The organism is uncultured Oscillibacter sp. (assembly GCF_910579365.1).
GTDB lineage: Bacteria > Bacillota > Clostridia > Oscillospirales > Oscillospiraceae > Oscillibacter.
Genome location: NZ_CAJTUX010000002.1, coordinates 146707 through 173442, shown reverse-complemented (window position 1 = coordinate 173442; position 26736 = coordinate 146707). Strand labels below are relative to the sequence as shown.

Sequence of the window (26736 nt, the reverse complement as noted above, 5' to 3'; positions counted from 1 at the left end):
AACCGGCATTTCGCTTGCGTCTCTCCGCTCTTTCTGATAGGATGATACCACCAAAATAACCGGAGCGGTAGAAAGAAAGCGCCAGATTCCTGGTACAAAACCGCCAGAATGGAGGAGGCCATGTCCCTGAGCCCCTGTAAATCCGCCACGGACCGGCAGAGCCGGGAGCTGGTCCGGCACGGCGCGCCGCCGTTCCCCATCGCCTGTTACCGCCACGGCAGAGAGACGGTCAACGCGGTTCCCTGGCACTGGCATGACGAACTGGAGGCGGTCCTGGTGGCGGAGGGGCGGGTCTCCGTCTCGGCGGAGGGGGAGACCCGGAGGCTGGAAGCCGGGGAGGGCTGCTTTTTCACCGCCGGGGCCCTCCACTGCGTCTGGCAGGAGGAGACCGGGCCGGTTCTGGTCCACTCCCTGGTCTTCCACCCCCGGCTGGTGGGCGGAAGCGTGGAGAGCGTCTTCTGGCAGAATTATCTGCGCCCCCTGCTGTCCGGCGCGGCGGAGCGCTGCGTGTGGCTTTCGGAGCGCGTCCCCTGGCAGAAGGAGGCCCTGGAGGCCGCGGAGGCGGCCTGGCGGGCCTGCGGTGAAGAGCCGCCGGGGTTCGAGTTTCTGGTGCGGGAGGGACTCTCCCGGCTGGTGTTTCTCCTGTCCGCCCACCGTCCGTCCGCCAAACAGGGTCCCTCGGAGAAGGCCCTGCGGGACGGGGAACGGATCAAGACCATGCTCCTTTACATTCAGGAGCACTGCGCCGGGGAGCTGACCGTGGCGGACATCGCCGGGAGCGCCGCCATCAGCGAGAGCGAATGCCTCCGCTGCTTCCGCGGCATGGTGGGAACCACCCCCATGCAGTACGTCCGGCAGCTGCGGGTCCAGCGGGCGGCGGAGCTGCTGGAGTCCACGGAGGAAAAAATCGCGGACATCGGCGCGGCCTGCGGCTTTCAGGAGATGAGCTACTTCGCCCGGACCTTCCGGGCGCTGAAGGGGGAGACCCCCAGCCAATACCGGGCGGCGCGGTCCGCTCCCTCAACGTGACGGCGGACCCGGGTCACCGGTGCCGCCGGCGGTACTCCAGGGGGCTGACACCCTCCATCCGGCGGAAGCACTGGGAGAAATAGCTCAAAGACGAGAAACCCAGAATCTGGGCGATGAGGGACAGAGTATGGTCCGTCTCCCGGAGGAGGAAGCGGCTCTCCTCAATGCGGCGGGAGATCAAATAGTTGATGGGGGAGACGCCGAATTCCCGGCGGAAGGCGTGGGCCAGATAATATTTATTGAGGTGGGCCAACTGCGCCAGCTGGTCCAGGCTCAGGTTCTCCTTGAAGTGGTTGTCGATGTACCGCCGGACCAGACCGCACTCTTGGCTGGTCCGGGCGCCGGCGGACTCGCCGGAGAGGGCCGCGTCCCGCTGGCGGTTCAGCCGGACCAGCACCACCTCCAGAAGACTCCGGCAGACGCGCTCGTATCCCGGAAGGGTTTCCTCCGCCTCCATAAGTATCAGACGGAGGCAGTCCATCAGCTCCTCCCAGCCGGTGTGGAGATGAAGCAGGGCGTACCCCTCGCCCCCGGCCAGGGTCTCCAGCCCCTCCACGCCCAGAACGGTGTACTCCAGGGGGCTGTCCAGCTGGCTGGCCTCCGTATGGGGCACGTTGGCGTTGACGATGACGGCGTCGTGAATGGCCACGGGGAAGGTCTCCTGCCGGGTGCGGAAGCGGCCGTGTCCCCCGGTGATAAAAAAGAGCTCGGCACAGCCGTGGGTGTGGAGGCTGGAATTCCACTCGGGGCTGTACTGGGCTTGGGAGACATAGGCCAGTCTGGTGGCTCCGCCGCCGCCGGCCGCCTCCCGCAAAAACGTGTATTGCCGCTGGCTCATCCCTCTTCCTCCCCGGCGGGGCGCAATTTTTTAAAAATTGGCAGCGTCCCGCCTCCCCTCCCATTATAACGTCTTTCTACCGCCGGCGCAACTTTCCATAAAAATTTTTCCCGCCGCCGGCGGAATTTGCGGAGAAACGTCAAAACCTTGCAGGGCAAATCTTCGAAAATATAAATTATACCCAAAAGGCAAGGATGTATCCCTTAAAAATTGGGGCAAAACGCGAAAAGAGCAATATCTATAAAAAGTTGCGCAAGATCGGGATTGCTTTGCCAGCGAGGAAGCGGCTATACTAGACGTTACAAGGCCGGAATCCGGCCTGCGGAAGCCCCTATATTATAAGGAGGTACAACCATGAAGAAGTTTTTCAGTCTCTTGCTGACTCTGGCTCTGGTGCTGTCTCTGGCCGCCTGCGGCGGGAACGGCGGCTCCGACGCCGGAACCACCACCCCTCCCCCCGCCGGTTCCGGCAGCGGCGACAGCCAGACCCCTCCCCCCGCAGAGGATGTGACCATCACCGTGGCCGCCCTGGCCTCCGGTTATGAAGAGGCCTATCCCGGCATGTGGCAGGAGGTCTGCGACGCCTTCACCGCCGAGACCGGCGTGAAGGTCAACCTGATCTGCGACAAGAACCTGGAGGATGTCATCGGCCCCTCCATGCAGGGCGGCGACTTCCCCGACGTCATCCACCTGGCCACCGGCCGGGAGAAGGGCCTGACGGAGCAGTTCATCAAAGACCGCAACATCGCTGAGCTCACCGACGTGCTGAGCATGACCGTGCCCGGCGAGAGCGTCAAGGTCTCCGACAAGATCGTGGGCGGCTTTACCGACACCTCCGTGACGAACCCCTACGGCGACGGCGTGACCTACCTGGCTCCCATGTTCTACTCTCCCTGCGGCCTGTTCTACAACGCGGGCCTCTTCGAGGAGAAGGGCTGGACCGTTCCCGCCACCTGGGACGAGATGTGGGAGCTGGCCGAGAAGGCCCGGGCCGAGGACAGCTATCTCTTTACTTACCCCACCACCGGCTATTTTGACGCCTTCCTGTACGCCCTGATGTACTCCGTGGGCGGCGCCGACTTCTTCAACCAGGCCACCACCTACGCCGAGGGCATCTGGGACACTCCCGAGGCCCAGCAGTGCTTCGACATCATCGCCAAGCTGGCCAGCTACACCAACCCCGTCACCCCCGCCCAGGCCAACGATCAGGACTTCACCCAGAACCAGCAGCTGGTCCTGGACAACAAGGCCCTGTTCATGCCCAACGGCACCTGGATCGTGGGCGAGATGGCCGAGGCTCCCCGGGACGAGGGCTTCAAGTGGGGCATGACCGCCCTGCCCGCCGCCAAGGCCGGCGGCAACGGCGCCAGCTACTGCTGGCTGGAGCAGGCCTGGATTCCCGCCGCCGCCCCCAACCTGGACGCGGCGAAGCAGTTCGTGGCCTTCCTGTACAGCGACGCGGCCTGCGCCATCTTCGCCAAGGGCGGCGCGGTGCAGCCCGTTCCCGGCCTGACGGACAATCTCGAGGGCGACAACAAGCTGTTCTATTCCATCTATGACAACGGCGCCGACGCCGCCATGGGCAACTTCGCGGCCTACAACGCCGTGGCGGGCCTGGGCACCGTCCGCGAGGTCTTCCTGGACCCTGTCAACGGTCTGGTGAACGGCACCGTCACCGTGGACCAGTGGATCAGCGACGTCAAGGCCGCCAGCGACCAGATGCGGGCCAACATCATGGGATAAGCGGTCCCTGCCGCCTAACGGACCATCGCCGCCGGGCGGGACGCGGAATCGCCTGCGGCGCGGCGAGGTTCCTTCGATACGTTTCTTTCCAGAAAAGTATGGGCGGCGGCGAGTATTTCGGCTCGCCGCCGCCTTGTACTTTCCGCAGCTTTCTGAAAGGAGTGGTTCCATGCGCAGCAGCAAGAGCCGGGGCCGGTTCCTGGCCCTGTGCGTCGCCCCGGCGGTGATTCTGTACTTCCTCTTCATGATCCTGCCCACCCTGAACGTCTTCCGCATGTCCCTTTTTGAGCGGGGAGCCTACTCCCCCACGGAGACCTTCGTGGGCATGGCCAACTTCAAGGCCCTGATGAACGACACGAAGTTCATCACCGCCATGCAGAACACCATCCTGCTCATCGTCACCGTCACCATCATCACCTTCTTCTTCGCCATTGTCTTCGCGGCCATCCTGACCCGGGAGAAAATCAGGGGGCAGAACTTCTTCCGCATTGTCTTCTACATCCCCAACATTCTCTCCGTGGTGGTCATCGCCGGTATCTTCTCCGCCATCTACAAGCCGGAGAACGGCATGCTGAACAGCATCCTCTCCTTCTTCAAGGGGGAGACCGTCATGGTCCTCTGGAAGGACCAGCCCATGGTCATCGTCAGCGTCATCATCGCCATGGTCTGGCAGGCCATCGGCTATTACATGGTGATGTACATGGCCTCCATGTCCGCCGTGCCCGAGAGTCTTTATGAAAGCGCCGGGCTGGACGGCGCGGGGCGGCTGACCCAGTTCTTCCAGCTGACCCTGCCGCTGATCTGGACCAACATCCGCACCACGCTGACCTTCTTCATCATCTCCACCATCAACATGGCCTTCCTCTTTGTCAAGGCCATGGTGGCCAAGGGCATGACCGACGTGGGACTGAGCTTCATGTACGCCCAGAAGGACGCGGGGCTCTATGGCTACTCCATGGCGGCGGGCGTGGTGATTTTCCTGTTCTCCTTCCTGCTGTCGGCTCTGGTGAATCTGGTGACGAAGCGGGAAGTCCTGGAGATGTAAAGGGGGCGAGGGTATGACGAGAGAAAAGAAGGGCCTCTCCGGCGAGGCGCTGTATAAGATTTTCATCTATGTGGTATTGATCACCCTGGCGGTGGTCATCATCGTGCCGGTGGCCTGGGTGTTCCTGGCCTCCATCAAACAGAACAGCGAGTTCTACGGCAACCCCTGGGCCCTGCCCGCCGGCGTCTACTGGCAGAACTTCGTGGACGCCTGGAACTCCGCCAGCATGGGCAGCTATATGCTCAACTCCGTCCTGGTGACGGCGCTGTCCCTGGCGCTGCTGCTGGTGATCGCCCTGCCCGCGGCCTACTGTCTGGCCCGGTTCCGGTTCCGGGGAAGCCGCTTTTTGAACACCTGCTTTATGGCAGGGCTGTTCATCAACGTGAACTACATCGTGGTGCCCATTTTCCTGATGCTCCGGGACGGGGACGCGTGGCTGAAAAACCTCATCGGGAACGGGTTTTTGCTGAACAACCTGGCGGTTCTGGCGGTGGTCTACGCCTCCACGGCCCTGCCGTTCACCATCTACCTCCTCTCCGGCTACTTTGCCACCCTGCCCCACGACTTCGAGGAGGCCGCCTATATTGACGGCGCGGGCTATGGACAGGCCATGATCCGCATCATCTTCCCCATGGCCCAGCCCTCTATCATCACCATCATCCTCTTCAACTTCCTCTCTTTCTGGAACGAGTACATCATCTCCATGACGCTGATGAGCAGCGCACAGGGGCAGAAAACTCTGCCGGTGGGCCTTCTGAACCTGATGCAGGCCCAGCAGTCCTCGGCGGAGTACGGCATCCTCTATGCCGGACTGGTGCTGGTGATGCTGCCCACGCTGATTCTTTACATGTGCGTGCAGAAAAAGCTGACCCAGGGCATGACTGTGGGCGGCCTGAAGGGATAGTCTTTTTTCTGTAAAAAGGAACCAAACGAACTTGGCGCGCTCTGCCGTCCGGTGCTTTTCCGGGGCGGCGGCGCAGTGATTTTTGAGAGGGGATTTTATGAAGTTTTGGAAAGAGCACACCGGCCTCCGGGCGCTGTTCATCGCGGGGTTTTTCCTCGTGGGGCTGGCCCTGGTGATTTACGGCTGGAAGCTGACGGGGAAGCTGTCCGGCCTGGGGCTGATGATTGCAGGCGTGATTTTGCTGCTGGCGGCGCTGATGATTTACAACAAGCCCTTTGAGGGTGATAAAGGGCCAGGACTCTAAGGAGTGGAACACATGAGTGATTTACAGAACAAGGGCCGGGTGACGATTCCCACCGACGTGGACGTGGTGCCCGAGACCCTGGCCCTGCTGGAGCGCTGGGGGGCCGACGCCATCCGGGACTGCGACGGCACGGATTACCCGGAAGAACTGAAGGCGGTGGACGCCAAGGTCTATTCCACCTATTACACCACCCGCAAGGACAACGCCTGGGCCAGGGCCAATCCCGACGAGATTCAGCAGTGCTATATCATGACCGCCTTTCACACCGCCTCCGGCGGACCGCTGTCCATCCCGCTGATGCGCGGCCTCAGCGCCGAGCTGCTGCGCGTCAACGACCGGGACGACATCAAGCGCTGGTGGGAGGTGATGGACCGCACCGCGGGAGAGCCGCTGGACCCCGCCCGCTGGAGCTATGAGGACGGCTGCGTGGTGATTCCCCAGCCGGAGGAATTTCACGACTACACCGTCAGCTTCCTGGCCTACCTCATCTGGGACCCGGTGCACATGTACAACGCCGTCACCAACGGCTGGAAGGATTTTGAGCACCAGATCACCTTCGACGTCCGCCAGCCCAAGACCCGGAAGTACACCATGGAGCGGCTGCGGAAATTCATCGCGGACCACCCCTATGTGGACGTCCTTCGCTACACCACCTTCTTCCATCAGTTCACCCTGGTCTTCGACGAGCTGAAGCGGGAGAAGTACGTGGACTGGTACGGCTATTCCGCTTCCGTCTCCCCCTATATTTTAGAGCGGTTCGAGCGGGAGGCGGGCTACCGCTTCCGGCCGGAGTTCATCATTGACCAGGGATACTACAACAACCAGTACCGGGTTCCCTCCAGGGAGTACAAGGACTTCTGCGCCTTCCAGCGCCGGGAGGTGGCCGCCCTGGCCAAGGAGATGGTGGACATCACCCACGAGCTGGGTAAGGAGGCCATGATGTTCCTGGGGGACCACTGGATTGGCACCGAGCCCTATCTGGACGAGTTCAAGTCCATCGGCCTGGACGCGGTGGTGGGCAGCGTGGGCAACGGCTCCACCCTGCGGCTGATTGCCGACATCCCCGGCGTCCGGTACACCGAGGGCCGCTTCCTGCCCTACTTCTTCCCGGACACCTTCCACAAGGGCGGCGACCCGGTGAAGGAAGCCCGGGAGAACTGGGTCACCGCCCGCCGGGCCATCCTCCGCAAGCCCATTGACCGCATCGGCTACGGCGGCTATCTGAAGCTGGCCTGCGAATTCCCGGAGTTCATCGGCTATGTGGAGTCGGTCTGCCGGGAGTTCCGGGAGCTGTACGGCCACATCAACGGGGCCAGGCCCTTCTGCGCCAAGACGGTGGCGGTGCTGAACAGCTGGGGAAAGGCCCGGTCCTGGGGCTGCCACATGGTCCATCACGCCCTGTATCAAAAGCAGAACTACTCCTATGCCGGGGTCATCGAGGCCCTGTCCGGCGCGCCCTTTGACGTGCGGTTTTTGAGCTTTGACGACTTGAAGGCGGACCCCCATGCCCTGGACGGCGTGGACGTCCTTTTAAACGCCGGCGGCGGCAACACCGCCCACACCGGCGGCGCCGTTTGGGAGGACCCGGAGATTTCCGCCCTGGTAAAGCGCTTCGTCTGGAACGGCGGCGGCTTCATCGGCGTGGGCGAGCCCTCCGGCCACCAGTACCAGGGGCGGTTCTTCCAGCTGGCCCAGGTGCTGGGCGTGGAGAAGGAGACCGGCTTCACCCTGGGCTATGACAAGTACAACTGGGAGGAGCACCCGGAGCACTTCATCCTGGCGGATGCCGCCTCCCCCGTGGACTTCGGCGAGGGGCAGCGGAGCGTTTACGCTCTGGAGGGGACGGAGGTCCTGGTTCAGCGGGACCGGGAGGTGCAGCTGGCGGCCAACGCCTTCGGCTCGGGCCGGGGGGTGTACCTCTCCGGACTGCCCTACTCCTTCGAAAACTGCCGCCTGCTCCACCGGGCCATTCTCTGGGCCTCCCACGGGGAGGACGGCCTGAACCGATGGTTCTCCTCCAACTGCCGCACCGAGGTTCACGCCTATGTGGAGAGCCGGCGCTTCTGCGTGGTGAACAACACCTACGCCCCCCAGAGCACCACCGTCTACCGGGGGGACGGCTCCAGCTTTCCGCTGGAGCTGGCGGCCAACGAAATCCGCTGGTACGAAATTTAAGGCCGGGTCCGGCGTCTCCTTCCGGGGACGCCGGGCTTTTTCCATCCGGCCTCCGCCCCGGCACAGCCGGACACATTCCGGCCCGCTCCCGCCGTTGACAAGCGGGGGCGCAAATGATAAGATACTCTGGTATATGCAGTCCGGCGGACGGCTGGACAGAACGAAAGAATAGGAGAGCGGTATGGCAACGAAATACGTATTCGTCACCGGCGGCGTGGTCTCGGGGCTGGGCAAGGGCATCTGCGCGGCGTCCCTGGGGCGGCTCTTGAAGCAGCGGGGCGTCCGGGTGCGGAACCAGAAATTCGACCCCTATATCAACGTGGACCCCGGCACCATGAGTCCCTACCAGCACGGCGAGGTCTTCGTCACCGAGGACGGCGCGGAGACCGACCTGGACCTGGGACATTACGAGCGCTTCGTGGACGAGGACCTGAGCGGCAACAGCTCCATCTCCTCCGGCAAGATTTACTGGTCCGTGCTGAACCGGGAGCGCCGGGGGGACTACCTGGGGGCCACCGTCCAGATCATCCCCCACATCACCAATGAGATCAAAAGCCGGGTCTACGCCATGGCCAGCGAGGACGTGGACGTGGTCATCTGCGAAATCGGCGGCACCGTGGGCGACATCGAGTCCCAGCCCTTTCTGGAGGCCATCCGCCAGGTCCGGGCCGAGCGGCCCCAGGGGGACGTGCTCTTCATTCACGTGCCCTTGATCGTGGAAATCCCCGGCTCCGGCGAACTGAAGTCCAAGCCCACCCAGCACTCCGTGAAGGAGCTTTTGTCCCTGGGCATCCAGCCGGATATCCTGGTCTGCCGCTGCGACACCCCCATCCCCGCCGACGTGCGGCGGAAGATCGCCCTCTTCTGCAATGTGGAGCAGGACTGCGTCATCCAGAACGCCACCGCCGAAACCCTGTACGAGGTTCCCCTTCTCATGGCCAAGGAGGGGCTGGACGAGGTGGTCTGCCGGAAGCTGGGCCTTCTAACCCACCAGCCGGACCTGCGGGAGTGGACCGCCATGGTCCAGCGGGAGAAACGGGCCCACCGGCACGTGGAAATCGCCCTGGTGGGCAAATACGTCCAGCTTCACGACGCCTATCTCTCCGTGGTGGAGTCCCTGAACCACGCAGGCACCGCCAACGACGTGGTGGTGGACATCCGCTGGGTGAACTCCGAGACCCTGACCGGGCAGAACCTGGAGACGGAGCTGGAAGGCTGCGCCGGCATCATCGTCCCCGGCGGCTTCGGCGACCGGGGGATCGAGGGCATGATTCAGGCCGTCCGCTACGCCCGGGAGAACCGCGTTCCCTACTTCGGCGTGTGCCTGGGCATGCAGATGGCCGTCATTGAGTTCGCCCGGGACGTCCTGGACTATGCCGACGCCCATTCCTCCGAGTTCTCCGAGACCACCCAGCACCCGGTCATTGCCCTGATGCCGGATCAGGTGAACGTTACCGACAAGGGCGGCACCATGCGCCTGGGCCGCTATCCCTGTGAGCTGAAGGAGGACACGAAGAGCCGCGCCCTTTACGGCACGGCGGAAATCTCCGAGCGTCACCGCCACCGCTTCGAGTTCAACAACGACTACCGCGCGGAGATGGAGGCCAAGGGCCTGGTGCTGGCGGGGCTGTCCCCCAGCGGGCATCTGGTGGAGATTGTGGAGCTGCCGGACCACCCCTGGTTTGTGGGCGTCCAGTTTCATCCGGAGTTCAAGAGCCGCCCCGACCGGCCCCATCCGCTGTTTTACGGCTTCGTGAAGGCGGCGGCGGAGAGGACGGAGTAACATGCGTCTTTTGGCGGCGCTTTTCTGTTTGCTGCTGCTCTCCTCTTGCAGCGAGCCGGCGGGGGGGCTGCGCCTGGTACGACTCCCACGGCGGCATTGAACCGGTGCTGATGGTGGACGGGACGCTCTACCGTTGGACGCGCCTGAACGGCGCCAGCGTCCCCTTGTAGACGGAGAACGGCGTGATTCTTCCCACCTACCTTCCCCGGGGTTACGAGTTCATCGGGGAACTGGGTCCCGTCACGGAGGAACCGCCGTCGGAGGATTTGCAAATGCAGGCGGGCTTTTCCGCCTCCGGCGTGGTGTTTCAAAACCCGGAGCGGCCATGGGTGGTCTATGTCCACATCACCACCGACTGGCTCACGGACTCCTATATCCGTTTTGAAAGCGACGCCCTGGCGAACCACCTCATCTTCTGGGACGGACGGCTGCTCCGCTTCCCTCACGGCTGCGGCATTCCCCTGGAGGAGCTGCCGGAGGGCTGCGTCTCCATCGGGACGCTCCAATACGTGGGGGACGACGTTTTGCCGGAAAACGATTTGGAGTGCAACGGCATGGAGGACAACTACGGCAAGACCCTGACAGGCCAGGAGGTCTTCCGAGACCCGTCGGACCCGGACGTTCTCTACGTGTTTGAAACCCAATACTGGCGGGAGGGGTCCTACCCCGCCTGGGAGGTCTGCCGCCCCTGGAAGCCGGGGGACCCCCTGTATCCCACCGAATGACGGAAAAAACAACAGGAGCTCCGGCATTCCGGAGCTCCTACGTTTCCAGCAATTCCTCCACCGTGACCCCCAGCGCCTGGGCCAGGGCTTTCAGCTCGATGTCCGTCACGAACCGCTGGCCGCTCTCAATGCGCTGGACCGCGTTCTTGTCCACGTCCAGGCCGCTCAATTGAAGCATATCCGCCAAGCCCCGCTGGGACAGCTTTGGCACTTTGGCTTTGCGCAGGGCGGCTACCTTGCCGCCGCATAGATTATACCGCCCATCCGGCGCACGGTTTTTATACATCAAACCATTCCTGACATTTAGTGATTGTCATTTTGCTTATTCTATGCTATTCTGTGTTCACAGATGACATTCATTAAATGTCACAAAGGAGGTTTTTATGTATGGAACCGGAGTTGAAGACCCACGACGAACTGCTGGTACACGCCATCGGCATTGTGATCCTCCAGCACATGAAGAAAGACGAGGTTCTGCGGGAAATTCTCGCCATGGCGGAGACCGAGGCGATGCAGATTCTGGACGAAATCCGGCAGACCCTGGAGGACGACACGCTGGAGGACCCGGAATGCTTCCAGCGGATCAAGGCCATCCTACGCATATTGGAAAAACGGGGAATCGGCTCCCTGCGCCATGATTGGTAAGCGCGGGAAGACCCCCTATCCGCCGCCAAACGCCGTCTGAGCGGTCCTGTTCCCGCTCGGACGGCGTTTCCGGTTATCAATCCAACGAAGAGAAGGGAACGAAATGAATCACTACGCCAACATCGCCGCCGCCCTGGAGGCGGAGAACCTGGACGCCGTCCTCCTCACCGGGGAGGCCAACCGCTTTTACGCCTCCGGCTTTTTCATCCCCGGGGGAGACGCCACGGCCCTGGTCACCCGGAAGGACGCGGTGTTCCTTACCGACGCCCGGTACACCGAGGCCGCCGGGCGGCAACTGGAGGAGACGGAGCTTCGGGAGATCAAGCCCGGCAGGGGCCTCATGGACCAGCTCCGGGAGCTGGTGTTTCTAAAGGGCATCCGCCGCCTGGGGTTCGAGGACGGGTCCATAACCGTCCAGTCCTTCCGGCGGCTGGAGAAGGCCCTGACGGAGAGCAAGGCCCCCTGCGCGCTGGTCCCCGTCTCGGAGGTCCTGAGGAAGCTCCGGCAGACCAAGGACGCCGGGGAGCTGCAGGCCATGGAGGCGGCTCAGGGCATCGCCGAGCGGGCGCTGGAGGACATTTTGAAGGAGGTCCGCCCCGGCGTGACGGAGAAGGAGATCGCCGCCAGACTGCAATATTTGATGCTGCATTATGGCGCGTCCGACATGTCCTTTGATCCCATTGTGGTCTCCGGACCCAACGGAAGCCTGCCCCACGGCGTGCCCTCCGAAAAGGAGATTCGCCCCGGTGAGTTCGTCACCATGGACTTCGGCTGCATCTGCAAAGGCTACTGCTCCGACATGACCCGCACCGTGGCCGTGGGGTCCGTGACGGCGGAGATGGAGCGGGTGTACCGCACCGTCCTGGCCGCCCAGGAGGCGGGCATCGCCGCCGTAAAGGCCGGCGTCACGGGGAAGGCGGTGGACGCCGCCGCCCGGGCCGTCATCGATCAGGCGGGCTATGGGGCGTATTTCACCCACAGCTTCGGTCACGGCGTAGGGGTGGAAATTCACGAATCCCCCAACGCCTCCTCCGCCAACCAGTCCCCCCTCCCCGCCGGGGCCGTCATCTCGGCGGAGCCGGGCATTTATATTCCCGGACAGCTGGGCGTCCGCATTGAGGACGTGCTTTTCATCACTCCCCAGGGCTGTCGGAACCTGACACAGGCCCCCAAGGACCTGCTGGTTCTGTAAGCGCCCCATCATACAATTAGGAGGAATTCCCCATGCTCATGCTCTGGTATCCCAAGTGCTCCACCTGCCGGAAGGCCAAGGCCTGGCTGGAGGAGCGGGGCCTGGACTGCGCGGTCCGGGACATCAAGCTGGAACGGCCCTCGGCGGAGGAGCTCCGGCAGTGGCTCCGGGCCAGCGGCCTGCCCTTGAAGCGCTTTTTCAACACCAGCGGACTCCAGTACAAGACCCTGGGCCTGAAGGACAAACTCCCCTCCATGGACGAGGAGGCCCAGCTGGAGCTGCTGGCCTCCGACGGCATGCTGGTGAAGCGTCCCCTTCTGGTGGGGGACGGCTTCGTGCTGGCCGGCTTCCGTCCCCAGGAGTGGGAGGAGCGGCTGGGATGATCCGCCGTCTGGACTTTGCCCCCCTGGACGGCATTACGAAGCGGGTCTTCCGTCAGGTGTGGCACGCCCGGTTCGGCGGGGCGGACCGCTATTTCATCCCCTTCATCTCCCCCACGGACCAGCACATCCTCACCCCCCGGGACCGGCGGGAGCTGGAAAATCCCCAGGCCCTCCCCCAGGTCCCCCAGGTGATGGCCAAGCGGGCGGCGGACTTCGTCTGGGCGGCGGAAACGCTGGCAGACATGGGTTATACGGAGGTCAATCTGAATCTGGGCTGTCCCTCCGGCACCGTCACCGCCAAGGGGAAGGGCTCCGGCCTGCTGGCGGACCCGGAGGGGCTGGACCGCTTTTTTGACGAGGCGTTCTCCGGCGTCTCCCTTCCCGTCTCCGTAAAGACCCGGCTGGGCTATCAGACGCCGGAGGAGTTCCCCCGCCTGCTGGAGGTCTTCAACCGCTACCCCATCGCCTGCCTCACCGTCCACCCCCGGGTCCGGCCGGAGAAGTACCGGGGAACCGTACACCTGGACGCCTTCGCCCAGGCCCTGGCGGAGAGCCGGAATCCCCTCTGCTACAACGGCGACCTCACCTCCGTTTCCGGCGTCCGGGCTCTGGAGGACCAATTCCCCCCTCTGTCCTCCGCCATGATCGGCCGGGGGGCCATTGCCGACCCAGCGCTGTTCCGGCGGCTCCGGGGCGGCCCTCCCGCCACGCGGGAGGAGCTTCAAGACTTCACCGCCACGCTGTACCAGGCCTATCAGGATTTCTACGGTCAGGCCGCCCCCGCCTCCCAGCGGATGAAGGAGGTCTGGTTCTACCTCATTCACCTCTTCTCAGGCGGCGAGCGTCTGGGAGGCCGGATGCGCCGCTCCCGGGGCCCCAGAGCCTACGAGGAGCTGGAGACCCAGATTTTTCAGGAGCTGGACCTGCTGGACGCGCCGGAGGGCGCGCTGGTCTAATCGCTTCCAGGGCTTCCCCACTTGTCAAGCGGCCCGGTCTGTGCTACACTATATGATAGAAATGCTCATTTTCACCCACGAGGAGGCCCACTATGATGTATGAACAAATTGACCGGCCCCGCCGCAAACAGGAGGCGGCGGAACTTCTCCGGACCGCGCAGGTGTCCCCCAAGGCCATGACCGCCCTTTACCTCTCCCTGGTGGTGGTTTTGAACCTGATCTCCTCCCTCGGCGGCAGCGGCTTTTTCAGCATTTTCATCTCCATTCTCACCACCCTGCTGTCCACCGTTCTGGCGGCGGGCTTCGCCCTCTACTGCATGGCCATCCGCCGGGGCGAGCGGGCGGAGTACCTGACCTTGTTCGACGGGTTTTCCTTCGTGGGAAAGCTCATCCTTTTGGACCTGGTCACCGGCTTCTTCGTCTTCCTCTGGAGCCTGCTCTTCGTCATCCCCGGCATTGTCGCCATCTACCGTTACCAATTTGCCAAGTACAATCTCTATGAGAACCCCGGCATCGGCGTTATGGAGGCCCTGGACATGAGCAAACGGCAGACCCGGGGCTACAAGCTCCAGCTCTTCATGCTGGACCTGAGCTATTTCGGCTGGACCCTGCTGGCCACCTTCCCCGCCCTCCTTCTCAACTTCATCATCAACCGGGATCTGGCCATGTCCCTTTACCTGGGCGGAACCATGCCCGACATCACCTCCTACGGAGGCATTCCCCTGATCGTGTGGAACGTGGGACTGGGCCTGTGGCAGCTGGTGGTCTCCCTGTTCTACCTCGCCAACTACATCTGTGTGGAGCTCAGCTATTTCGAAACCGCAAAGAGCACCTCCGGCGCCGGCAAGGACGTTCAAAGCCAGTCCTCCTGGGACGGCTGGAATCCGCCCGACGGATTGGGCTGAACATAGTGCGCCCCCCAAGGCAAGGCCTTGGGGGGCGCTGTTGTTTCCCCGGCGCGCTCCGGCCTCCCCGCCCGCATCCGCCCATCCGCAGCGCGGGGCCGGGGGCGGCGCTTCGCGGGGCGCTAGAACCTGGGGAACCGCTTTTGCACATAGGCGCTCCGCCGGAGCGCCAGGGCCAGCAGCGTGGACGCCGCCGCGCCAAAGGCCGCCTGAACGAGGTTGCTGGGGATTCCCGCCGCGCTTCCCGCAAGGCACAGGCCGAAGGAAGCGCCGCTGGAGAGGGCGGTCAGCAGCGCGTCAAAGAGCCAGTAGCCCACGACCATGGGAACCTCCGCCGCCGCCGCGCACACGGCAAGCCCCTTCTTCCCCAGGGCCCGGTACAACAGCGCCGCCGTCAAGGCCATGAGGGCCTTGATGACCAGGGTGGCGGGGACGTACATGGCATAGCCGCTCAGAAGGTCCGCCATGGCGGGCCCCACGCCCCCGGCAACCGCGCCATACACCGGCCCCAGCAGCCAGGCCCCCAGAATGACCACGGCGTCCCCCAGGTTCAGATAGCCCCCGGTGGGAGAGGGCACCTGCAATACCATGGTGGCCGCGCAGCCCAGGGCGGCAAACAATCCCGTCAAAACCAGCAGCCGGGGCTCCGTCCGGCCCGCCTCCCGGCGCAGTGTCTTTTCCATCGTCTTTCCCTCCTTTGGTGGTTGGTGTTGCTATCATAGCGCAGTTGTGATATGATGGAAATACTCAATTTTTAACTTTTTTATAAGGTCAGACGGAGGGGTCGAAGATGCTGACATACGATCTGGACCAACGGGGCGGCCTGCCTCTGTACGAATATCTCTACCGCCGCCTCCGGGCGGATATTTTAAGCGGCGTTCTGGCCCCAGGAGAGCGTCTGCCCTCCAAGCGGGCCCTGGCGGAGCATCTGCGCATCTCCGTCATCACGGTGGAGGGCGCCTATCAGCAGCTGGAGGCGGAGGGTTATGTGGACGCTCGGCCCCGGATGGGGTTTTACGTCTCTCCGGTGGACCGCCTTCTCCCCGCCCCGGCGGTTCGGGAGGAGGTTCCGGCGCAATCCCCCGCCCCGGTCTGGCGTCTGGACCTGAAGAGCGGGCGGGCGGACCCGTCCTGCTTTCCCTCCGCCCTCTGGGCCCGGCTGACCCGGCAGGTCCTGTCGGAGGGCGGGCACCTGACCGCCCTCCCCCACCAGGGTCTTCCCGCCCTGCGGGAGGCCATCGCCCGGAATCTTCGGGACTTCAAGGGCATGGCCGTGTCGCCGGAGCAGATCGTGGTGGGGGCGGGCGCGGAATACCTCTATCTGCTGCTGGCCCAGCTCCTGGGCCGGGAGGCCGTCTTCGCCCTGGAGGACCCGGGCTATCCCAAAATCCGCCAGGTCTACGCCAAGTGGGGGGCGGCCTGCCGCCTCATCCCTCTGGATAGCCAGGGCATGCCGCCGGAGGCGCTGTACGCCTCCGGCGCAACCGCCGCCCACCTCTCTCCGGCCCACCACTATCCCACAGGCATCGTCACCCCCATCGCCCGGCGGCAGGCCCTCCTCCGCTGGGCGGAGGAGACGGACGGACTCGTCATCGAGGATGATTACGACAGCGAGTTTCGCTTTACTGGGCGTCCCATTCCCACCCTGCAAAGCATCGACGCCGCCGGCCGGGTGATTTACGTCAGCACCTTCTCCCAGACGATTTCTCCCTCCATGCGGATGGGCTTCATGGTCCTGCCCCTTCGTCTGCTGGAGCGCTACCGGAGGGACCTGGGGTTTTACGCCTCCGCGGTCCCCGCCCTGGAGCAGCAGGTTCTGGCCCGGTTTCTCAGCGGCGGCGGCAGTCCCGCCGGCAGCTGGTACGAGCAGCATCTCTCCCGCACCCGGAAAAAGTACCGTCTCCGCCGCGCCGCCGTGCTGGATGCCTTCTCCGCCTGTCCCTTCACCGCCTCTGTCACCGACCGGGGAGCGGGGCTCCACTTCCTCCTCCGCCTGAACACGGCGGAGGAAGACGAAACCCTCCGCCAAAGGGCGGAGGGCCTGGGGGTGCGTCTTGGATTTTTGTCGGACTACGCCGCCGTTCCGTACCCCGCCTATGCGCACACACTGGTGGTAAATTACGCGGGGCTGGACCAGTCGCGGCTGGACGAGGCGGCGGCGCTGCTCAGCGAGGTCTTCCTGACCCGCTGATTCAAGCCGCCGGAGCTATCTCGCCGCTCCGGCGGAAACGGACCAATCCGGTCCGGTCCAGGGCCGCCATCACTGCGGGGATGAAGACCAGCTGAAGGATGATGCCGGGAATGGCGGTGAGGAACGCGCCGGAGAGGAACATCTGCCACGTGAACGCCTGCCCGGACACGCCGGAGAGAATCACCCGGGCAATGGCCCACACGATGCGCCCGCCCAGCATGGCGGCAATCAGGCAGCGGTACAGCGCCACGACGCACTGCCAGCGGGACCGGGCGTAGAGAAAGCCCGCCAGAAAGCCATAGGCGGCCAGTTCGAAGGCCATAGCGGCGGCGGAAAACATCGGAGGACTCCCCAGGGTGACGCCGCGCAGCAGCGGCAGGAGGAAGCCCACGGTCAGACCATATTTCCAGCCGCAGAGGAGGCCGCACAGCAGCACGGGCAGGTGCATGGGGCAGAGCATGCTGCCAATCTGTGGAATCTGCCCGGTGAAAAAGGGCAGGACGAAGCCCAAGGCCATCATCATAGCGGCCATGGCCAGGGTTTGGACGGGGCTTTGGGTCTTGGTTTCATTCATGGGAAAAACTCCTTCAAAATCACATAAGTTTTTCCGTCTTCTGACAGTCCGCCGCCTTCCTGGCGGCGATTCCTTTTGAAAAGTATACCACAGGTGTCCGGCTTTTGCCAAGTCCCTTGTTCAATCGAAGAAGCCCGTGGTGTCCACCACCAGGTCTGCGGCCTCCTCCGTGCCGCAGGCGGCGAAATACCGCTCTTCCAGCGTTCGCCACACCCGGTCGAAGGTGGGGAAATCATCCCCCTCCCGGGCCTGGAGGCGGCGGGTCTGCTCCTCCCGGTCACAGGTGAGGAAGATTTTATAGTCGTAGTATCCCGCCAGGGCCGGATGCTGGGAGTAAGTGCCCTCCACCAGGATGAGCTCCACGTCATCCGGGTCGATTTCTATGGGCTCCCCGTACTCGTCCAGCACCGGGCCATCGGGAAGGAAGGGCGGATACGTCAGGGGCGTTCCGTTGTGGACCGGGAGCAGAAGCTCCTCCCGGATCCGGTCCAAATCCATATTCCCGGCGGGAATTTTCATCCAGTTGAAAGCCCGGTTCTCCCAGGGAAGGTAACAGTCGTCCATGTGGGCGACGTGCTTCGAACCGGGAATCAACTGTTCCGCCAGTTTGGCAAATCCGGTTTTTCCGCTGCCGCACCGGCCGTCTACGGCCGCAAGGAAGGGCCTCAGCCCATTTCGGTGCCGGTGGGCCAGGGGGCTCTCTCCCGGCAGCGGCTCCCCCCAGCTTCCCCGCCGCAGCCAGGCGGCATAGTACTCCCGGGCCATTCGGTCGATGGGGACCAGCGCCGGGAGAAACCCTGCCATGCGTGTTTGCAGAACCCGGTAATGGGGGTCGTAGGCATTCCGGAACGCCTCGCTGTGGCGCACCGGCGGGCAGCCCTCCCGCCGCCAGCCCTCCAAATACTCCGCCATACCGGGGACCGGGAGGGCCGCCAGCTGCTCCAGCTTTTCCAGAAGCCCCTTCTCCGCGCCCTCTGTCTGAACCATGGTCAGGCTGAACATCCGCCCAATCAGCGGCAGTTCCGACAAAGTGGAGAGCGCCTGCGTGATATGGAAGCGGCAGAGGCCGCCCCCGATGGACTCCGGGGGAAGGGGCTCCGGCCCCGCCTCCTTCCGTTCCGCCAGCAGGGCCGCCAGCACCTTGTCCGGGCTCTGGACCATATGGGCGGGGCCAAACTCGCTCTGATAGGCCAGCTTGGCAAAGTCCTGGGGCTCCATCTGGGGATATTTCGCCCAGTGCTCCCGGGCAATCGCGAGAAATTCCCTGCTCACAGTCCCAGCTCCCTTGCCGCCAGGTCCACGGCCCGGCGGAGGTACTCCTCCAGGCGGCACTCCTCCACTCCCGCCACGTATACGCCGCAGGACGAGGAGGGAATCAGAATCTTCACCGCCCCCGCCCCGGTGACGGCGGCGGCCATGGCGGGGGATACCTCCCCCAGGATGCCGTTGGCCAGCACCACGCCGATGGGGCCCAAAATCAGGTCCGCCTGGGCGGCGTTGTACACCACGGCGTTCTCCCCCGTGGCCCCCTGGGCGGCCCCCGCCCTCAGCATGGCGCTGGTGGCCGCCACGTTGGTCCCCACGCAGAGGAGGCGGCAGTCCTCGGGCAGGCGGGGCTTCAGCAGCTTCACCAGCTGACTGCCCACGCCGCCGCCCTGACCGTCCAGAATCAGGACGGTGCGAATACGGTCCATCCCCTCACCTCCCGAATAGCTCCGCCGCCCGGCGCATGTTCTCCATGACAGGCACGGCGAAGGGGCAGCGCTTCTCGCAGGCGGCGCAGGCGGCGCACTCCCCCGCCCCGTGGGGCAGGGCGGCGTAATGCTCCCGCACGGTCTCCGGAACGGCCCCCTGAGCCAGGGAGAGATTCAGAAATTTCGTGACGCCGGCCACGTCAATGCCCTTGGGGCAGGGGGCGCAGTGGCCGCAGTACATGCAGTGCCCCTTCCAGCTGATTTTCGGCAGGGCCGCCAGGGCGGCGGCGTAATCCCGCTGGCTCTCCGGAGCCTCCTCGAAGGCGATGCTCCGCTTCAAGTCCTCCAGATTCCGGGCGCCGGACATGACGCAGGCCACGCCGGGACGGTCCAAGGCGTATTGGATGCACTGGAACGCCGTCAGAGCCTTTCCCGCCGGAGAGAGGGTGTCGCTGAGGAGGTCCCCGCCGCCGAAGGCCTTCATCACCGTAATGCCCACGCCGAGGCGCTGGCAGGTCTCGTAAAGGGTCTGACGCTCCGGGTCCATGTTCAGCAGGGGGGCGGCGTAGTTCTTGGGGGCCCAGAGCTCCTCCACATCCTCGGAGGCGGGCTGGAGGTCGTAGCAGGGATTGACGCTGAACATCAGCACGTCTATGAGCCCGGATTCCACCGCCGCCAGGGCCGCCCGGGGATTGTGGCTGGAAAGGCCCACGCAGCCGATGGTTCCCTTCGCCTTCAGCTCCTGCGCGTAGGCCATAACAGGACCGTTTTTCACCGTCTCCCAGTCCTTCAGGGAGTCCACATAGTGGATCATGCCGATCTCCACGTGGTCTGTCTCCAGCCGCCGGAGCTGGTCCTCAAATCCCTCCCGTACTTCGGCAACATCCCTTGTGCGCTTGTACTGCCCCTCCTTCCAGACGGCGCAGAGGTGGGCCTGGAGGATGAACTTCTCCCGCCGCCCCCGAAGGGCCCGGCCAAGGCGGGACCGGAAATCCGGATTGGGCGCGTAGAGGTCAATGCAGTTCACGCCGCCGGCCTCCATCAGGTCCACCATCTCCCTCACCTGATCGTCGGATTTCTCCAAGAAACCCTCGCAGCCCATGCCGATCTCGCCGGTCTGAAGGCCGTTCCTTCCCAAAGTACGATACCGCATATCATGTACCTCCTCTTTGTTAAACAATCGTTTCGCCCTTCAGCATATCATGTGGAGTCCACTCCATGTCAAGAAGTTTTTCGCATTTCGTGCCGCCACCGTGCATAGGATGGACCAACAAGAGGCAGGGAGTGAGGGTGTTTTGAAGGGAAACATGGAAGAGCGGGCGGAGCGCCTGGCTCTTTACATCATAGAGAATCGGTCCACGGTCCGGGCCGCCGCCCAGAAATTCGGCATCAGCAAATCGACGGTACATAAGGACATTTCCGAACGGCTGCCCCTGTTCAACCGTCCGCTGTACCTCCAGGTCAAGGAGGTGCTGGACGTGAACAAGGCCCAGCGGCACATTCGGGGAGGCATCGCCACCCGCAAAAAATACCGCGGCGACTGAGGCCGCGCGAGGAGGGACCTCTATCATGGCAAATCGTCAACACGGCAGCCGCCCCTCCGGCGGCAGAAACGGCCGGGCAGCCCGGGCTGTGCCGGTCTCCCGGTCCCCTGCGGGCGGCCGGGAGAATTGGACGCCGTTCCCGCCGGGGACGCCTATTTACACAGAACCGGAGGTCCGCCGCTGGCCCCATCCGCCGGAGGAAACCTCTTCCGCCCAGACACCGGAACCGGCGCTGCACTACATACGCTGCGCGCTCTCCTATCAAAACCAGCTGCTGGCGGACATCAAAGCGCTGCTGGAACGGCTGGCGGAGGAAGCGCCTGTGGCAGCCGCTGCTCCTTTGCCAGTGGAGAGGACGGCGGAGCCGGGAGAGGCGGCGCAATCCCAGGCCAAGATGTAAACTTTCTGAAAATATTTTAAATCCCTTGTAAGATGTGACAGAAAACCCAGGGAAGCGACGAAAAAAATAGCGGCTTCGCCGCTATTTTTTCTCTTGAGTTTTTTCTGCTCCAGTTTTATAATGAAGCAAACGTTCTGTCAATCCCCTCTTTGTCAGGGGCCCGTTCCAGCAAACATTTACGTTTACGATACGCGCCGCCCTGCGGCGCACGGGAGGTTCTCATGCCGTCAAGACTCCGCCGCCGCAAGCGCAGCCCCTGGGGGCTCACGCTTCTGCTGCTTTTGATATTGATCGCTTTGATTTACGCCGTCGTCCGGGTCTACTTCCGCGCCCCGGACCAAAGGGCCGACGTGCCCGCCATGGTCCAGCGGGTGGACAACCCCGCCGCCTCCCAGGACCTCAGCGGCGAGGAGGCGGAGGCCCTTCGCTCCCACTACGAGCGGAAACCCTCGTTCTACACCATCCTCGTCTCCGGCGTGGACGACGGCAACGGCGGCAGCGACACCAACATTCTGGTGGCCGTGGACGCGGAAAACGACTATATTTACGGCGTCAGCATCCCCCGGGACACCAAGGCCAGCATCAACGGGAAAAACCGCAAAATCAACTTCGCCTACAACTCCGGCGGCATGGAGCTGATGGCCCAGACCGTCTCCCACCAGCTGGGCATTCCGGTGGATTACACGGTGCTGGTGGACCTCCGGGCCTTTCAGGCCCTGGTGGACGCCATCGGCGGCGTGGACTTCTACATCCCGGTGAATATGGATTATGACGATCCCTACCAGAACCTCTCCATTCACTTCTCCAAGGGAATGCGGCACCTCAACGGCGCAGAGGCCCTGAAGGTGGTCCGCTTCCGCCACAACAACGACGGCTCCGGCTACGGCAGCGAGGACATCGGCCGCATGCAGACCCAGCAGGACTTTTTAAAGGCTGTGGCCAAGCAGACCCTGACCGTCTCCAACCTCACCAAGCTGGACAGCTTCTGCAAAATCTTCCAGCAGTACGTGGAGACGGACCTGACGGTGGGCAATCTGGTCTGGCTGGGGGGCGAGGCCATCGGCATGGGGGCGGAGAACATTGAGTTTTCCACCCTGCCGGGAGACTGGAAGTCCCCCTATATTTACTTGAACCAGGAGGAGGTTCTCGCTCTGGTGAACCAGTACCTGAACCCCTATACGGAGGACCGGGTGCCGGAGGATTTGAACATCCTCTCCTGAACGGATGGAAAGGAGCCCCATGAAAAAACATATCCCCGCCCTTCTGTTGGCCCTGTGCCTGCTGATGACGGTTCCCGTCCACGCCGCGCAGGAGGCCGGCTTCACCAGAAGCCGGACCTATGCCGGGCAGTTCTCCGACCTGACTTCGGACTCCCCGTTTTACGGCAACGTCGCCGCCCTGTACGAATACGGCCTGGCCTCTGGAAAAGAGGACGGAACCTTTGGCCCGGAGGACACCATGACCGTGGGACAGGCCGTCATCTTCGCCGGGCGCATCCGTGGACTCCACCAGACCGGCAGCGCCGAGGCCGCCCTGTCCTTCCGCCAGGAGGGCGCTCCGGCGGCCCAGGCCTATCTGCGCTATCTCCAGGCGGAGGGCGTTCTGGACACGGAGCTGGACGGCGCGCTCCAGGAAACCGCCACCCGGGCCCAGGTGGCCCACGTGCTGGCGGGCGTCCTGCCGGAGGAGGCCCTGCCTTCCGTCCACGAGGAGCTGGTCACCCTGGGCTATTCCACCCGGCGGTACATCCCCGACGTCACCGAGTACACCCCCTACTATCGGGATATCCTGGCCCTTTATAAAAAGGGCGTTGTGACCGGCAGCGGCGGCAGCGGCGCCTTCCTTCCCGCCAAACCCATTACCCGCGGGGCCGCCGCCGCCATGCTCACCCGTATGGTGGACCCCGCCCTGCGGGTCCGGCCCCAGTGGGACCTGTCCAATCTCTACAGCGCCGCCGGGACCACCCTGGCGGATTTGGTGGAGCCCGGGGGCTACACCCTCTCCCCCTCCACCCGCGAGGAGCTGGAAAGCTCCATCCGCTCCATGCTCTCCACCGGCAGCAGCCAGCTGGTGTTCTATTATCCCGGCGTCTCGGAGGGCGAGGCGCGGCAGCTGATGGACCACAGCCTCGCCATTGTGAAAACCTACTGCGAGCAAGGCTATAACGAGGTGCACTGCACCCGGAGCGCGGGACTGCTGACCCTGAACTTCACCGCCGCCGGGGCGGGCCGCCGTGTGGAGGAATACCGCACCGCCGCCATGGAGGCCGCCATCGCCGTCCACGACCAGCTCTGGACGGAGGGGATCCTCCGCCCGGACATGACGGAGCTGGAAAAGGCCCGGGTCTATTACGACTGGGTCTGCGGCCACTGCGCCTATGACTATCAGGCTGGAGACGACTCCCTCAGCCACATTCCCTACAGTCTTTTTGCCAACCAAACCGCCGTCTGTGACGGCTACACCGGCGCGTACAACCTCCTTTTAAAGCTGGAGGGCATCGCCTGCTCCACCGTCATCGGCGGGGACCACATCTGGACCGTCGCCACCCTGGACGGCGTCCAATACCACATCGACACCACCTGGGGCGACAGCGGCAGCACCATCAACTACGACTATTTTGCCATGTCCCCCCAGCAGTCCCAGACCCTCCACGCCCGCTAAGTCCCTCTCCCCCGCCAGGGGAAACGCTTCATAATCTGATTGTGCAGGGGCGGACCTTGGCGTCCGTCCCTGCGTTCCATTCCGCGCTGAACAGGCGGCGCGGCCGGAGGTGTTTCTCCGCCAAGGTCCCTCTTGCCTTTTCCCTGTGCCTATGCTATGCTGTATAAAATTATGGCCCGGACCGGCGCTCTTGCCGCCGTCCGCAGGCCCGAGAAGGAGTAACCGCGATATGAAAACATATACTTTCCAGCCTCGGGGCGTCTGCTCCCGCGAGATGCAGGTGGACCTGGACGACCAGGGCATCATTCAGGCCCTCCGCGTCACCGGGGGCTGTCATGGCAACCTCCAGGGCATCGCCGTCCTGGTTCAGGGCATGCCCGCGGAAGAGGCCATCCGCCGCCTGAAAGGCATCGACTGCTCCGCCAGAGGCACCTCCTGCCCGGACCAGCTGGCCCGGGGATTGGAGCAGGCTCTGAACGCCCAGCGCTGAGGGGGCGGCAGGAGTTATGAAGATCGTATTGGTCATCGACCAGTTCGACGACGCCAACAACGGCACCACCATCAGCGCCCGCCGCTTCGCCACCGCCCTGAAAGAGCACGGCAACGAGGTGCGGGTCATCGCCACCGGCAAGCCCACGGATTATAAATATGCTGTGCGGCAGATGAAATTTCTTCCCATTGTGGAGCATCTCATCACCAGCCAGGGCATGCGCTTGGCCATTCCCAACAAGCACGTCTTTGAGAAGGCGGCGGCCTGGGCGGATGTGGTGCATTTTATGATGCCCTCCCCCCTGTCCATCATGGGCCTGAAGCACGTGGAGCGCCTGGGCATCCCCCACACGGCGGCCTTCCACTGCCAGCCGGAGAACATCACCTTCACCCTCCACCTGGGCAACAGCAAGCGGGTGAACGACTTTGTCTACACCAAGTTCCGGGATACCTTTTTCAACCGCTTCACCCACATCCACTGTCCCAGCAACATGATCGCCAACCAGCTCCAGGAGCACGGCTATACCGCCCGCCTCCACGTCATCTCCAACGGCATCAGCCCGCAGTACGTCTATGGCCGCAGCCCCCAGGAGGACTGGATGCAGGGAAAATTCAACGTGCTGATGGTGGGCCGCTATGCCGGGGAGAAGCGGCAGGACGTGCTGATCGACGCATGCGCCCAATGCCGCCACAGGGAGGAGATCCAGGTCATCCTGGCGGGTAAGGGCCCTCTGGAGCGGAAATACCGCCGTCAGGCGGAGAAGCTGCCCAACCCCATTGTCATGGAGTTTTACGAGCCCGCCCGCCTTCTGGAGATTCTCCACATGGCGGACCTATACGTCCACACCTCCGACGCGGAGATTGAGGCCATGAGCTGCATGGAGGCCTTCGCCTGCGGGCTGGTGCCGGTAATCGCCGACTCGCCCCGCTCCGCCACGCCTCAGTTCGCCCTGGACCAGCGAAGCCTCTTCCCCGCGGGGGACGCCGCCGCCCTGGCGGAGAAGATCGACTGGTGGTTCGAGCATCCCCAGGAGCGGGAGGAAATGGGGAAGCGCTACGCCGGACACGCGAAGCAGTACGCCCTGGACCGCTCCATCCAGCAGACGGAGGAGATGTTCCGCCTGGCCATTCAGGAGCAGCGAGGCCGGTGAGAAACCGCCCCCGGAAAGAGGGACCGGCCGCCGTTTCCATCCGGCAAGCCCCGCCGCCCAGCCCGCTTTCCATTTTCAATAAGCGCAGAGGACCGCTGTCACCAGCGGTCCTCTTTTTGCGTATGATGGGGGCAAAGGAGGAGTGAACCATGGCATATTCCGACCGGGAACTGCTGGCGCGCCTGATCGAGTGCGAGGCGGGCGGCGAGGGGGAGAACGGCATGAAGGCGGTGGCAGGGGTTGTGATGAACCGGGTCCACGCCAAAGGCGGCGAGTACGCCCGCGTTGGACAGGGCAGCATCCGCAACATCATTTTCCAGCCCTATCAATTCGTCTGCGCCAGCGAGACGGAGGGGGGCGCCTACAATCCGCAGAACATATACAACATGCGGCCGGAGCAGATCCACTATGACATCGCCGACTGGGCCATTGCGGGAAACCGCCTGCCCGTGGTGGCGGAGTCCTTATGGTTCTATAACCCCTTCAGTCCCGACTGCCGCCCCTTTTTCCCCACCGGCGTGGGCTACTGGCAGACCCGCATCGGCGACCACTGCTTCTATAACCCGACAAACGCCTACTTCTCGACCTGAACCGCTGTCCAGGTCCCGCGCTTACTATAAAACTTGAGAGGTGTCATTATGGCCAACATACCCTACGCTTCCCAGTCCTCCATGGACTGGTCCTCGGAAATCAGCGGGTCCCGCCCCGCAGCACCGGCGGCGGGCTCCCCGTCCTCCGCGTCCTCCCAGGCGCTCACCTATCCCCCCGCCACCACAGCGCCCGACGTTTCCCCCGCCTTTCAGTTTCCCTCCGCAGCGGCAGCCCCTTCCGGCTCCATGCCTCCCGCCGCTGCGGCGGCTTCCTCCGGCTCCATGCCTCCCGCCGCTGCGGCGGCTTCCTCCGGTTCCATGCCCCCTGCCGCTGCGGCGGTTTCCTCCGGTTCCATGCCCCCTGCCGCTACGGCGGTTTCCTCCGGTTCCATGCCCCCTGCCGCGCCGGCCCGCCCCAGCGCCGCCCGAAATGAGTTCGCTGGCAGCACCGGCAATCTGGACCTCCTCAGCCACCAGCCCTCCGAGGTGATCGAGTCTCCGGCCACCGTGGGGGAGGCCTTCCTGGGTTCCCTGAAATCCATGCTTCTGCGCAACCGGGGGAACTTCGTGGCGGCCACCCTCCTCATCGGCACCCAGGGCACCATGGTCTGGGAGGGTATTCTCCACGAGGTGGGCAACGACTATTTCATCATCTATCAAGCCGGACGGCAGCGCTATATCCTCTGTGACATCTACGCCCTGAAATACATGGAGTTCTACGACACCAGACAGCGGGAGCTGTGCGAACGGTTTCTCCAGGAAAACGGGGAGAAGGGCTTTTGCTGAAACGAAAAAGCGGGGACCCGTTGGGTCCC

At 63.8% G+C, this 26736-nt stretch carries 29 protein-coding genes; 22 read left to right on the top strand and 7 right to left on the bottom strand.

Annotated features, from left to right (window positions below; translation table 11 throughout):
• Positions 1–120: 120 nt before the first annotated feature.
• Positions 121–1029: an AraC family transcriptional regulator gene (locus QZ329_RS01750; RefSeq protein WP_295747665.1), complete on the top strand. Its 909-nt coding sequence runs from the start codon at positions 121–123 to the stop codon at positions 1027–1029.
• Between the two features lie 13 nt (positions 1030–1042).
• Here the strand turns inward: QZ329_RS01750 and QZ329_RS01745 are convergent, their stop codons facing one another.
• Positions 1043–1867, bottom strand: coding sequence for an AraC family transcriptional regulator (locus tag QZ329_RS01745; RefSeq protein ID WP_295747663.1), 825 nt, complete (start codon positions 1865–1867; stop codon positions 1043–1045).
• Positions 1868–2221: 354 nt separating this feature from the next.
• Here QZ329_RS01745 and QZ329_RS01740 point away from each other — a divergent pair, with 354 nt between their 5' ends.
• The 7 genes from QZ329_RS01740 to QZ329_RS01710 all read left to right on the top strand — a co-directional run bounded on the left by QZ329_RS01740 (position 2222) and on the right by QZ329_RS01710 (position 10546).
• Positions 2222–3610, top strand: a complete 1389-nt coding sequence (locus QZ329_RS01740; RefSeq protein WP_295747661.1) for a carbohydrate ABC transporter substrate-binding protein — start codon at positions 2222–2224, stop codon at positions 3608–3610.
• Between the two features lie 169 nt (positions 3611–3779).
• Positions 3780–4655, top strand: a complete 876-nt coding sequence (locus QZ329_RS01735) for a sugar ABC transporter permease (protein WP_295747660.1) — start codon at positions 3780–3782, stop codon at positions 4653–4655.
• Between the two features lie 13 nt (positions 4656–4668).
• Positions 4669–5559, top strand: coding sequence for a carbohydrate ABC transporter permease (locus QZ329_RS01730; RefSeq protein WP_295747658.1), 891 nt, complete (start codon positions 4669–4671; stop codon positions 5557–5559).
• A gap of 97 nt (positions 5560–5656) precedes the next feature.
• Positions 5657–5863, top strand: a complete 207-nt coding sequence (locus QZ329_RS01725; RefSeq protein ID WP_295747656.1) for a hypothetical protein — start codon at positions 5657–5659, stop codon at positions 5861–5863.
• 12 nt (positions 5864–5875) lie between these two features.
• Positions 5876–8038: a 1,3-beta-galactosyl-N-acetylhexosamine phosphorylase gene (gene gnpA, locus QZ329_RS01720; protein ID WP_295747654.1), complete on the top strand. Its 2163-nt coding sequence runs from the start codon at positions 5876–5878 to the stop codon at positions 8036–8038.
• Positions 8039–8219: 181 nt separating this feature from the next.
• On the top strand, positions 8220–9821 hold the full coding sequence (locus QZ329_RS01715) for a CTP synthase (RefSeq protein ID WP_295747652.1): 1602 nt from the start codon (positions 8220–8222) through the stop codon (positions 9819–9821).
• Positions 9822–10003: 182 nt separating this feature from the next.
• On the top strand, positions 10004–10546 hold the full coding sequence (locus tag QZ329_RS01710) for a hypothetical protein (RefSeq protein ID WP_295747650.1): 543 nt from the start codon (positions 10004–10006) through the stop codon (positions 10544–10546).
• Between the two features lie 37 nt (positions 10547–10583).
• Here the strand turns inward: QZ329_RS01710 and QZ329_RS01705 are convergent, their stop codons facing one another.
• The gene (locus QZ329_RS01705) at positions 10584–10832 is read right to left on the bottom strand and encodes a helix-turn-helix transcriptional regulator (protein WP_295747648.1); all 249 of its coding nucleotides are present in this window, start codon (positions 10830–10832) and stop codon (positions 10584–10586) included.
• Between the two features lie 101 nt (positions 10833–10933).
• Here QZ329_RS01705 and QZ329_RS01700 point away from each other — a divergent pair, with 101 nt between their 5' ends.
• The 5 genes from QZ329_RS01700 to QZ329_RS01680 all read left to right on the top strand — a co-directional run bounded on the left by QZ329_RS01700 (position 10934) and on the right by QZ329_RS01680 (position 14627).
• The gene (locus QZ329_RS01700) at positions 10934–11191 is read left to right on the top strand and encodes a hypothetical protein (RefSeq protein ID WP_295747646.1); all 258 of its coding nucleotides are present in this window, start codon (positions 10934–10936) and stop codon (positions 11189–11191) included.
• A gap of 103 nt (positions 11192–11294) precedes the next feature.
• Positions 11295–12383 (top strand): Xaa-Pro peptidase family protein, encoded by a 1089-nt coding sequence (locus QZ329_RS01695; RefSeq protein ID WP_295747644.1) that lies wholly within the window; start codon positions 11295–11297, stop codon positions 12381–12383.
• Between the two features lie 32 nt (positions 12384–12415).
• Positions 12416–12766 carry an arsenate reductase family protein gene (locus tag QZ329_RS01690; protein ID WP_295747642.1) on the top strand — a complete coding sequence of 117 codons (351 nt, stop codon included), beginning with the start codon at positions 12416–12418 and terminating at the stop codon, positions 12764–12766.
• Positions 12763–13722 (top strand): tRNA-dihydrouridine synthase family protein, encoded by a 960-nt coding sequence (locus tag QZ329_RS01685; RefSeq protein WP_295747640.1) that lies wholly within the window; start codon positions 12763–12765, stop codon positions 13720–13722. Before QZ329_RS01690 ends, QZ329_RS01685 begins: the two co-directional genes overlap by 4 nt.
• A gap of 92 nt (positions 13723–13814) precedes the next feature.
• Positions 13815–14627: a DUF975 family protein gene (locus tag QZ329_RS01680; RefSeq protein WP_295747638.1), complete on the top strand. Its 813-nt coding sequence runs from the start codon at positions 13815–13817 to the stop codon at positions 14625–14627.
• Positions 14628–14749: 122 nt separating this feature from the next.
• On the opposite strand, the gene QZ329_RS01675 is transcribed toward QZ329_RS01680, so the two are convergent.
• Complete coding sequence (locus QZ329_RS01675; protein ID WP_295747636.1) at positions 14750–15310, bottom strand: ECF transporter S component; 561 nt, start codon at positions 15308–15310, stop codon at positions 14750–14752.
• 107 nt (positions 15311–15417) lie between these two features.
• Here QZ329_RS01675 and QZ329_RS01670 point away from each other — a divergent pair, with 107 nt between their 5' ends.
• Positions 15418–16818 carry a PLP-dependent aminotransferase family protein gene (locus QZ329_RS01670; protein WP_295747634.1) on the top strand — a complete coding sequence of 467 codons (1401 nt, stop codon included), beginning with the start codon at positions 15418–15420 and terminating at the stop codon, positions 16816–16818.
• A gap of 1 nt (position 16819) precedes the next feature.
• On the opposite strand, the gene QZ329_RS01665 is transcribed toward QZ329_RS01670, so the two are convergent.
• The 4 genes from QZ329_RS01665 to QZ329_RS01650 form a co-directional block, all read right to left on the bottom strand.
• Complete coding sequence (locus QZ329_RS01665) at positions 16820–17392, bottom strand: ECF transporter S component (RefSeq protein WP_295747632.1); 573 nt, start codon at positions 17390–17392, stop codon at positions 16820–16822.
• Between the two features lie 120 nt (positions 17393–17512).
• Positions 17513–18664, bottom strand: coding sequence for a hypothetical protein (locus QZ329_RS01660; RefSeq protein WP_295747630.1), 1152 nt, complete (start codon positions 18662–18664; stop codon positions 17513–17515).
• Positions 18661–19086: a DUF3842 family protein gene (locus QZ329_RS01655; RefSeq protein WP_295747628.1), complete on the bottom strand. Its 426-nt coding sequence runs from the start codon at positions 19084–19086 to the stop codon at positions 18661–18663. Before QZ329_RS01655 ends, QZ329_RS01660 begins: the two co-directional genes overlap by 4 nt.
• A gap of 4 nt (positions 19087–19090) precedes the next feature.
• Entirely contained in the window at positions 19091–20239 is a 1149-nt protein-coding gene (locus QZ329_RS01650) for an aldo/keto reductase (RefSeq protein ID WP_295747626.1), read from the bottom strand.
• Between the two features lie 142 nt (positions 20240–20381).
• On the opposite strand from QZ329_RS01650, the gene QZ329_RS01645 reads away from it, so the two are divergent.
• The 8 genes from QZ329_RS01645 (at position 20382) to QZ329_RS01610 (ending at position 26707) form a co-directional block, all read left to right on the top strand.
• Positions 20382–20630 carry a sporulation transcriptional regulator SpoIIID gene (locus QZ329_RS01645; protein WP_295747623.1) on the top strand — a complete coding sequence of 83 codons (249 nt, stop codon included), beginning with the start codon at positions 20382–20384 and terminating at the stop codon, positions 20628–20630.
• Positions 20631–20655: 25 nt separating this feature from the next.
• A complete protein-coding gene (locus tag QZ329_RS01640; RefSeq protein WP_295747620.1) occupies positions 20656–21030 on the top strand; it encodes a hypothetical protein in 375 nt (124 codons plus the stop codon).
• A gap of 221 nt (positions 21031–21251) precedes the next feature.
• Complete coding sequence (locus tag QZ329_RS01635; RefSeq protein ID WP_295747617.1) at positions 21252–22250, top strand: LCP family protein; 999 nt, start codon at positions 21252–21254, stop codon at positions 22248–22250.
• 19 nt (positions 22251–22269) lie between these two features.
• Positions 22270–23691, top strand: coding sequence for an S-layer homology domain-containing protein (locus tag QZ329_RS01630; RefSeq protein WP_295747614.1), 1422 nt, complete (start codon positions 22270–22272; stop codon positions 23689–23691).
• 229 nt (positions 23692–23920) lie between these two features.
• Positions 23921–24181 (top strand): TIGR03905 family TSCPD domain-containing protein, encoded by a 261-nt coding sequence (locus QZ329_RS01625; protein ID WP_295747611.1) that lies wholly within the window; start codon positions 23921–23923, stop codon positions 24179–24181.
• Between the two features lie 16 nt (positions 24182–24197).
• Complete coding sequence (locus QZ329_RS01620; RefSeq protein ID WP_295747608.1) at positions 24198–25331, top strand: glycosyltransferase; 1134 nt, start codon at positions 24198–24200, stop codon at positions 25329–25331.
• Between the two features lie 149 nt (positions 25332–25480).
• Positions 25481–25921 (top strand): cell wall hydrolase, encoded by a 441-nt coding sequence (locus tag QZ329_RS01615; protein ID WP_295747605.1) that lies wholly within the window; start codon positions 25481–25483, stop codon positions 25919–25921.
• Between the two features lie 48 nt (positions 25922–25969).
• Positions 25970–26707, top strand: coding sequence for a hypothetical protein (locus QZ329_RS01610; RefSeq protein ID WP_295747602.1), 738 nt, complete (start codon positions 25970–25972; stop codon positions 26705–26707).
• Positions 26708–26736 lie beyond the last annotated feature (29 nt).

Coding starts and splice junctions, on each gene's coding strand:
- QZ329_RS01750 (WP_295747665.1), top strand. CDS start 121: ATGTCCCTGAGCCCCTGTAAATCCGCCACGGACCGGCAGAGCCGGGAG.
- QZ329_RS01745 (WP_295747663.1), bottom strand. CDS start 1,867: ATGAGCCAGCGGCAATACACGTTTTTGCGGGAGGCGGCCGGCGGCGGC.
- QZ329_RS01740 (WP_295747661.1), top strand. CDS start 2,222: ATGAAGAAGTTTTTCAGTCTCTTGCTGACTCTGGCTCTGGTGCTGTCT.
- QZ329_RS01735 (WP_295747660.1), top strand. CDS start 3,780: ATGCGCAGCAGCAAGAGCCGGGGCCGGTTCCTGGCCCTGTGCGTCGCC.
- QZ329_RS01730 (WP_295747658.1), top strand. CDS start 4,669: ATGACGAGAGAAAAGAAGGGCCTCTCCGGCGAGGCGCTGTATAAGATT.
- QZ329_RS01725 (WP_295747656.1), top strand. CDS start 5,657: ATGAAGTTTTGGAAAGAGCACACCGGCCTCCGGGCGCTGTTCATCGCG.
- gnpA (WP_295747654.1), top strand. CDS start 5,876: ATGAGTGATTTACAGAACAAGGGCCGGGTGACGATTCCCACCGACGTG.
- QZ329_RS01715 (WP_295747652.1), top strand. CDS start 8,220: ATGGCAACGAAATACGTATTCGTCACCGGCGGCGTGGTCTCGGGGCTG.
- QZ329_RS01705 (WP_295747648.1), bottom strand. CDS start 10,832: ATGTATAAAAACCGTGCGCCGGATGGGCGGTATAATCTATGCGGCGGC.
- QZ329_RS01700 (WP_295747646.1), top strand. CDS start 10,934: ATGGAACCGGAGTTGAAGACCCACGACGAACTGCTGGTACACGCCATC.
- QZ329_RS01695 (WP_295747644.1), top strand. CDS start 11,295: ATGAATCACTACGCCAACATCGCCGCCGCCCTGGAGGCGGAGAACCTG.
- QZ329_RS01690 (WP_295747642.1), top strand. CDS start 12,416: ATGCTCATGCTCTGGTATCCCAAGTGCTCCACCTGCCGGAAGGCCAAG.
- QZ329_RS01685 (WP_295747640.1), top strand. CDS start 12,763: ATGATCCGCCGTCTGGACTTTGCCCCCCTGGACGGCATTACGAAGCGG.
- QZ329_RS01680 (WP_295747638.1), top strand. CDS start 13,815: ATGATGTATGAACAAATTGACCGGCCCCGCCGCAAACAGGAGGCGGCG.
- QZ329_RS01675 (WP_295747636.1), bottom strand. CDS start 15,310: ATGGAAAAGACACTGCGCCGGGAGGCGGGCCGGACGGAGCCCCGGCTG.
- QZ329_RS01670 (WP_295747634.1), top strand. CDS start 15,418: ATGCTGACATACGATCTGGACCAACGGGGCGGCCTGCCTCTGTACGAA.
- QZ329_RS01665 (WP_295747632.1), bottom strand. CDS start 17,392: ATGAATGAAACCAAGACCCAAAGCCCCGTCCAAACCCTGGCCATGGCC.
- QZ329_RS01655 (WP_295747628.1), bottom strand. CDS start 19,086: ATGGACCGTATTCGCACCGTCCTGATTCTGGACGGTCAGGGCGGCGGC.
- QZ329_RS01650 (WP_295747626.1), bottom strand. CDS start 20,239: ATGCGGTATCGTACTTTGGGAAGGAACGGCCTTCAGACCGGCGAGATC.
- QZ329_RS01640 (WP_295747620.1), top strand. CDS start 20,656: ATGGCAAATCGTCAACACGGCAGCCGCCCCTCCGGCGGCAGAAACGGC.
- QZ329_RS01635 (WP_295747617.1), top strand. CDS start 21,252: ATGCCGTCAAGACTCCGCCGCCGCAAGCGCAGCCCCTGGGGGCTCACG.
- QZ329_RS01630 (WP_295747614.1), top strand. CDS start 22,270: ATGAAAAAACATATCCCCGCCCTTCTGTTGGCCCTGTGCCTGCTGATG.
- QZ329_RS01625 (WP_295747611.1), top strand. CDS start 23,921: ATGAAAACATATACTTTCCAGCCTCGGGGCGTCTGCTCCCGCGAGATG.
- QZ329_RS01620 (WP_295747608.1), top strand. CDS start 24,198: ATGAAGATCGTATTGGTCATCGACCAGTTCGACGACGCCAACAACGGC.
- QZ329_RS01615 (WP_295747605.1), top strand. CDS start 25,481: ATGGCATATTCCGACCGGGAACTGCTGGCGCGCCTGATCGAGTGCGAG.
- QZ329_RS01610 (WP_295747602.1), top strand. CDS start 25,970: ATGGCCAACATACCCTACGCTTCCCAGTCCTCCATGGACTGGTCCTCG.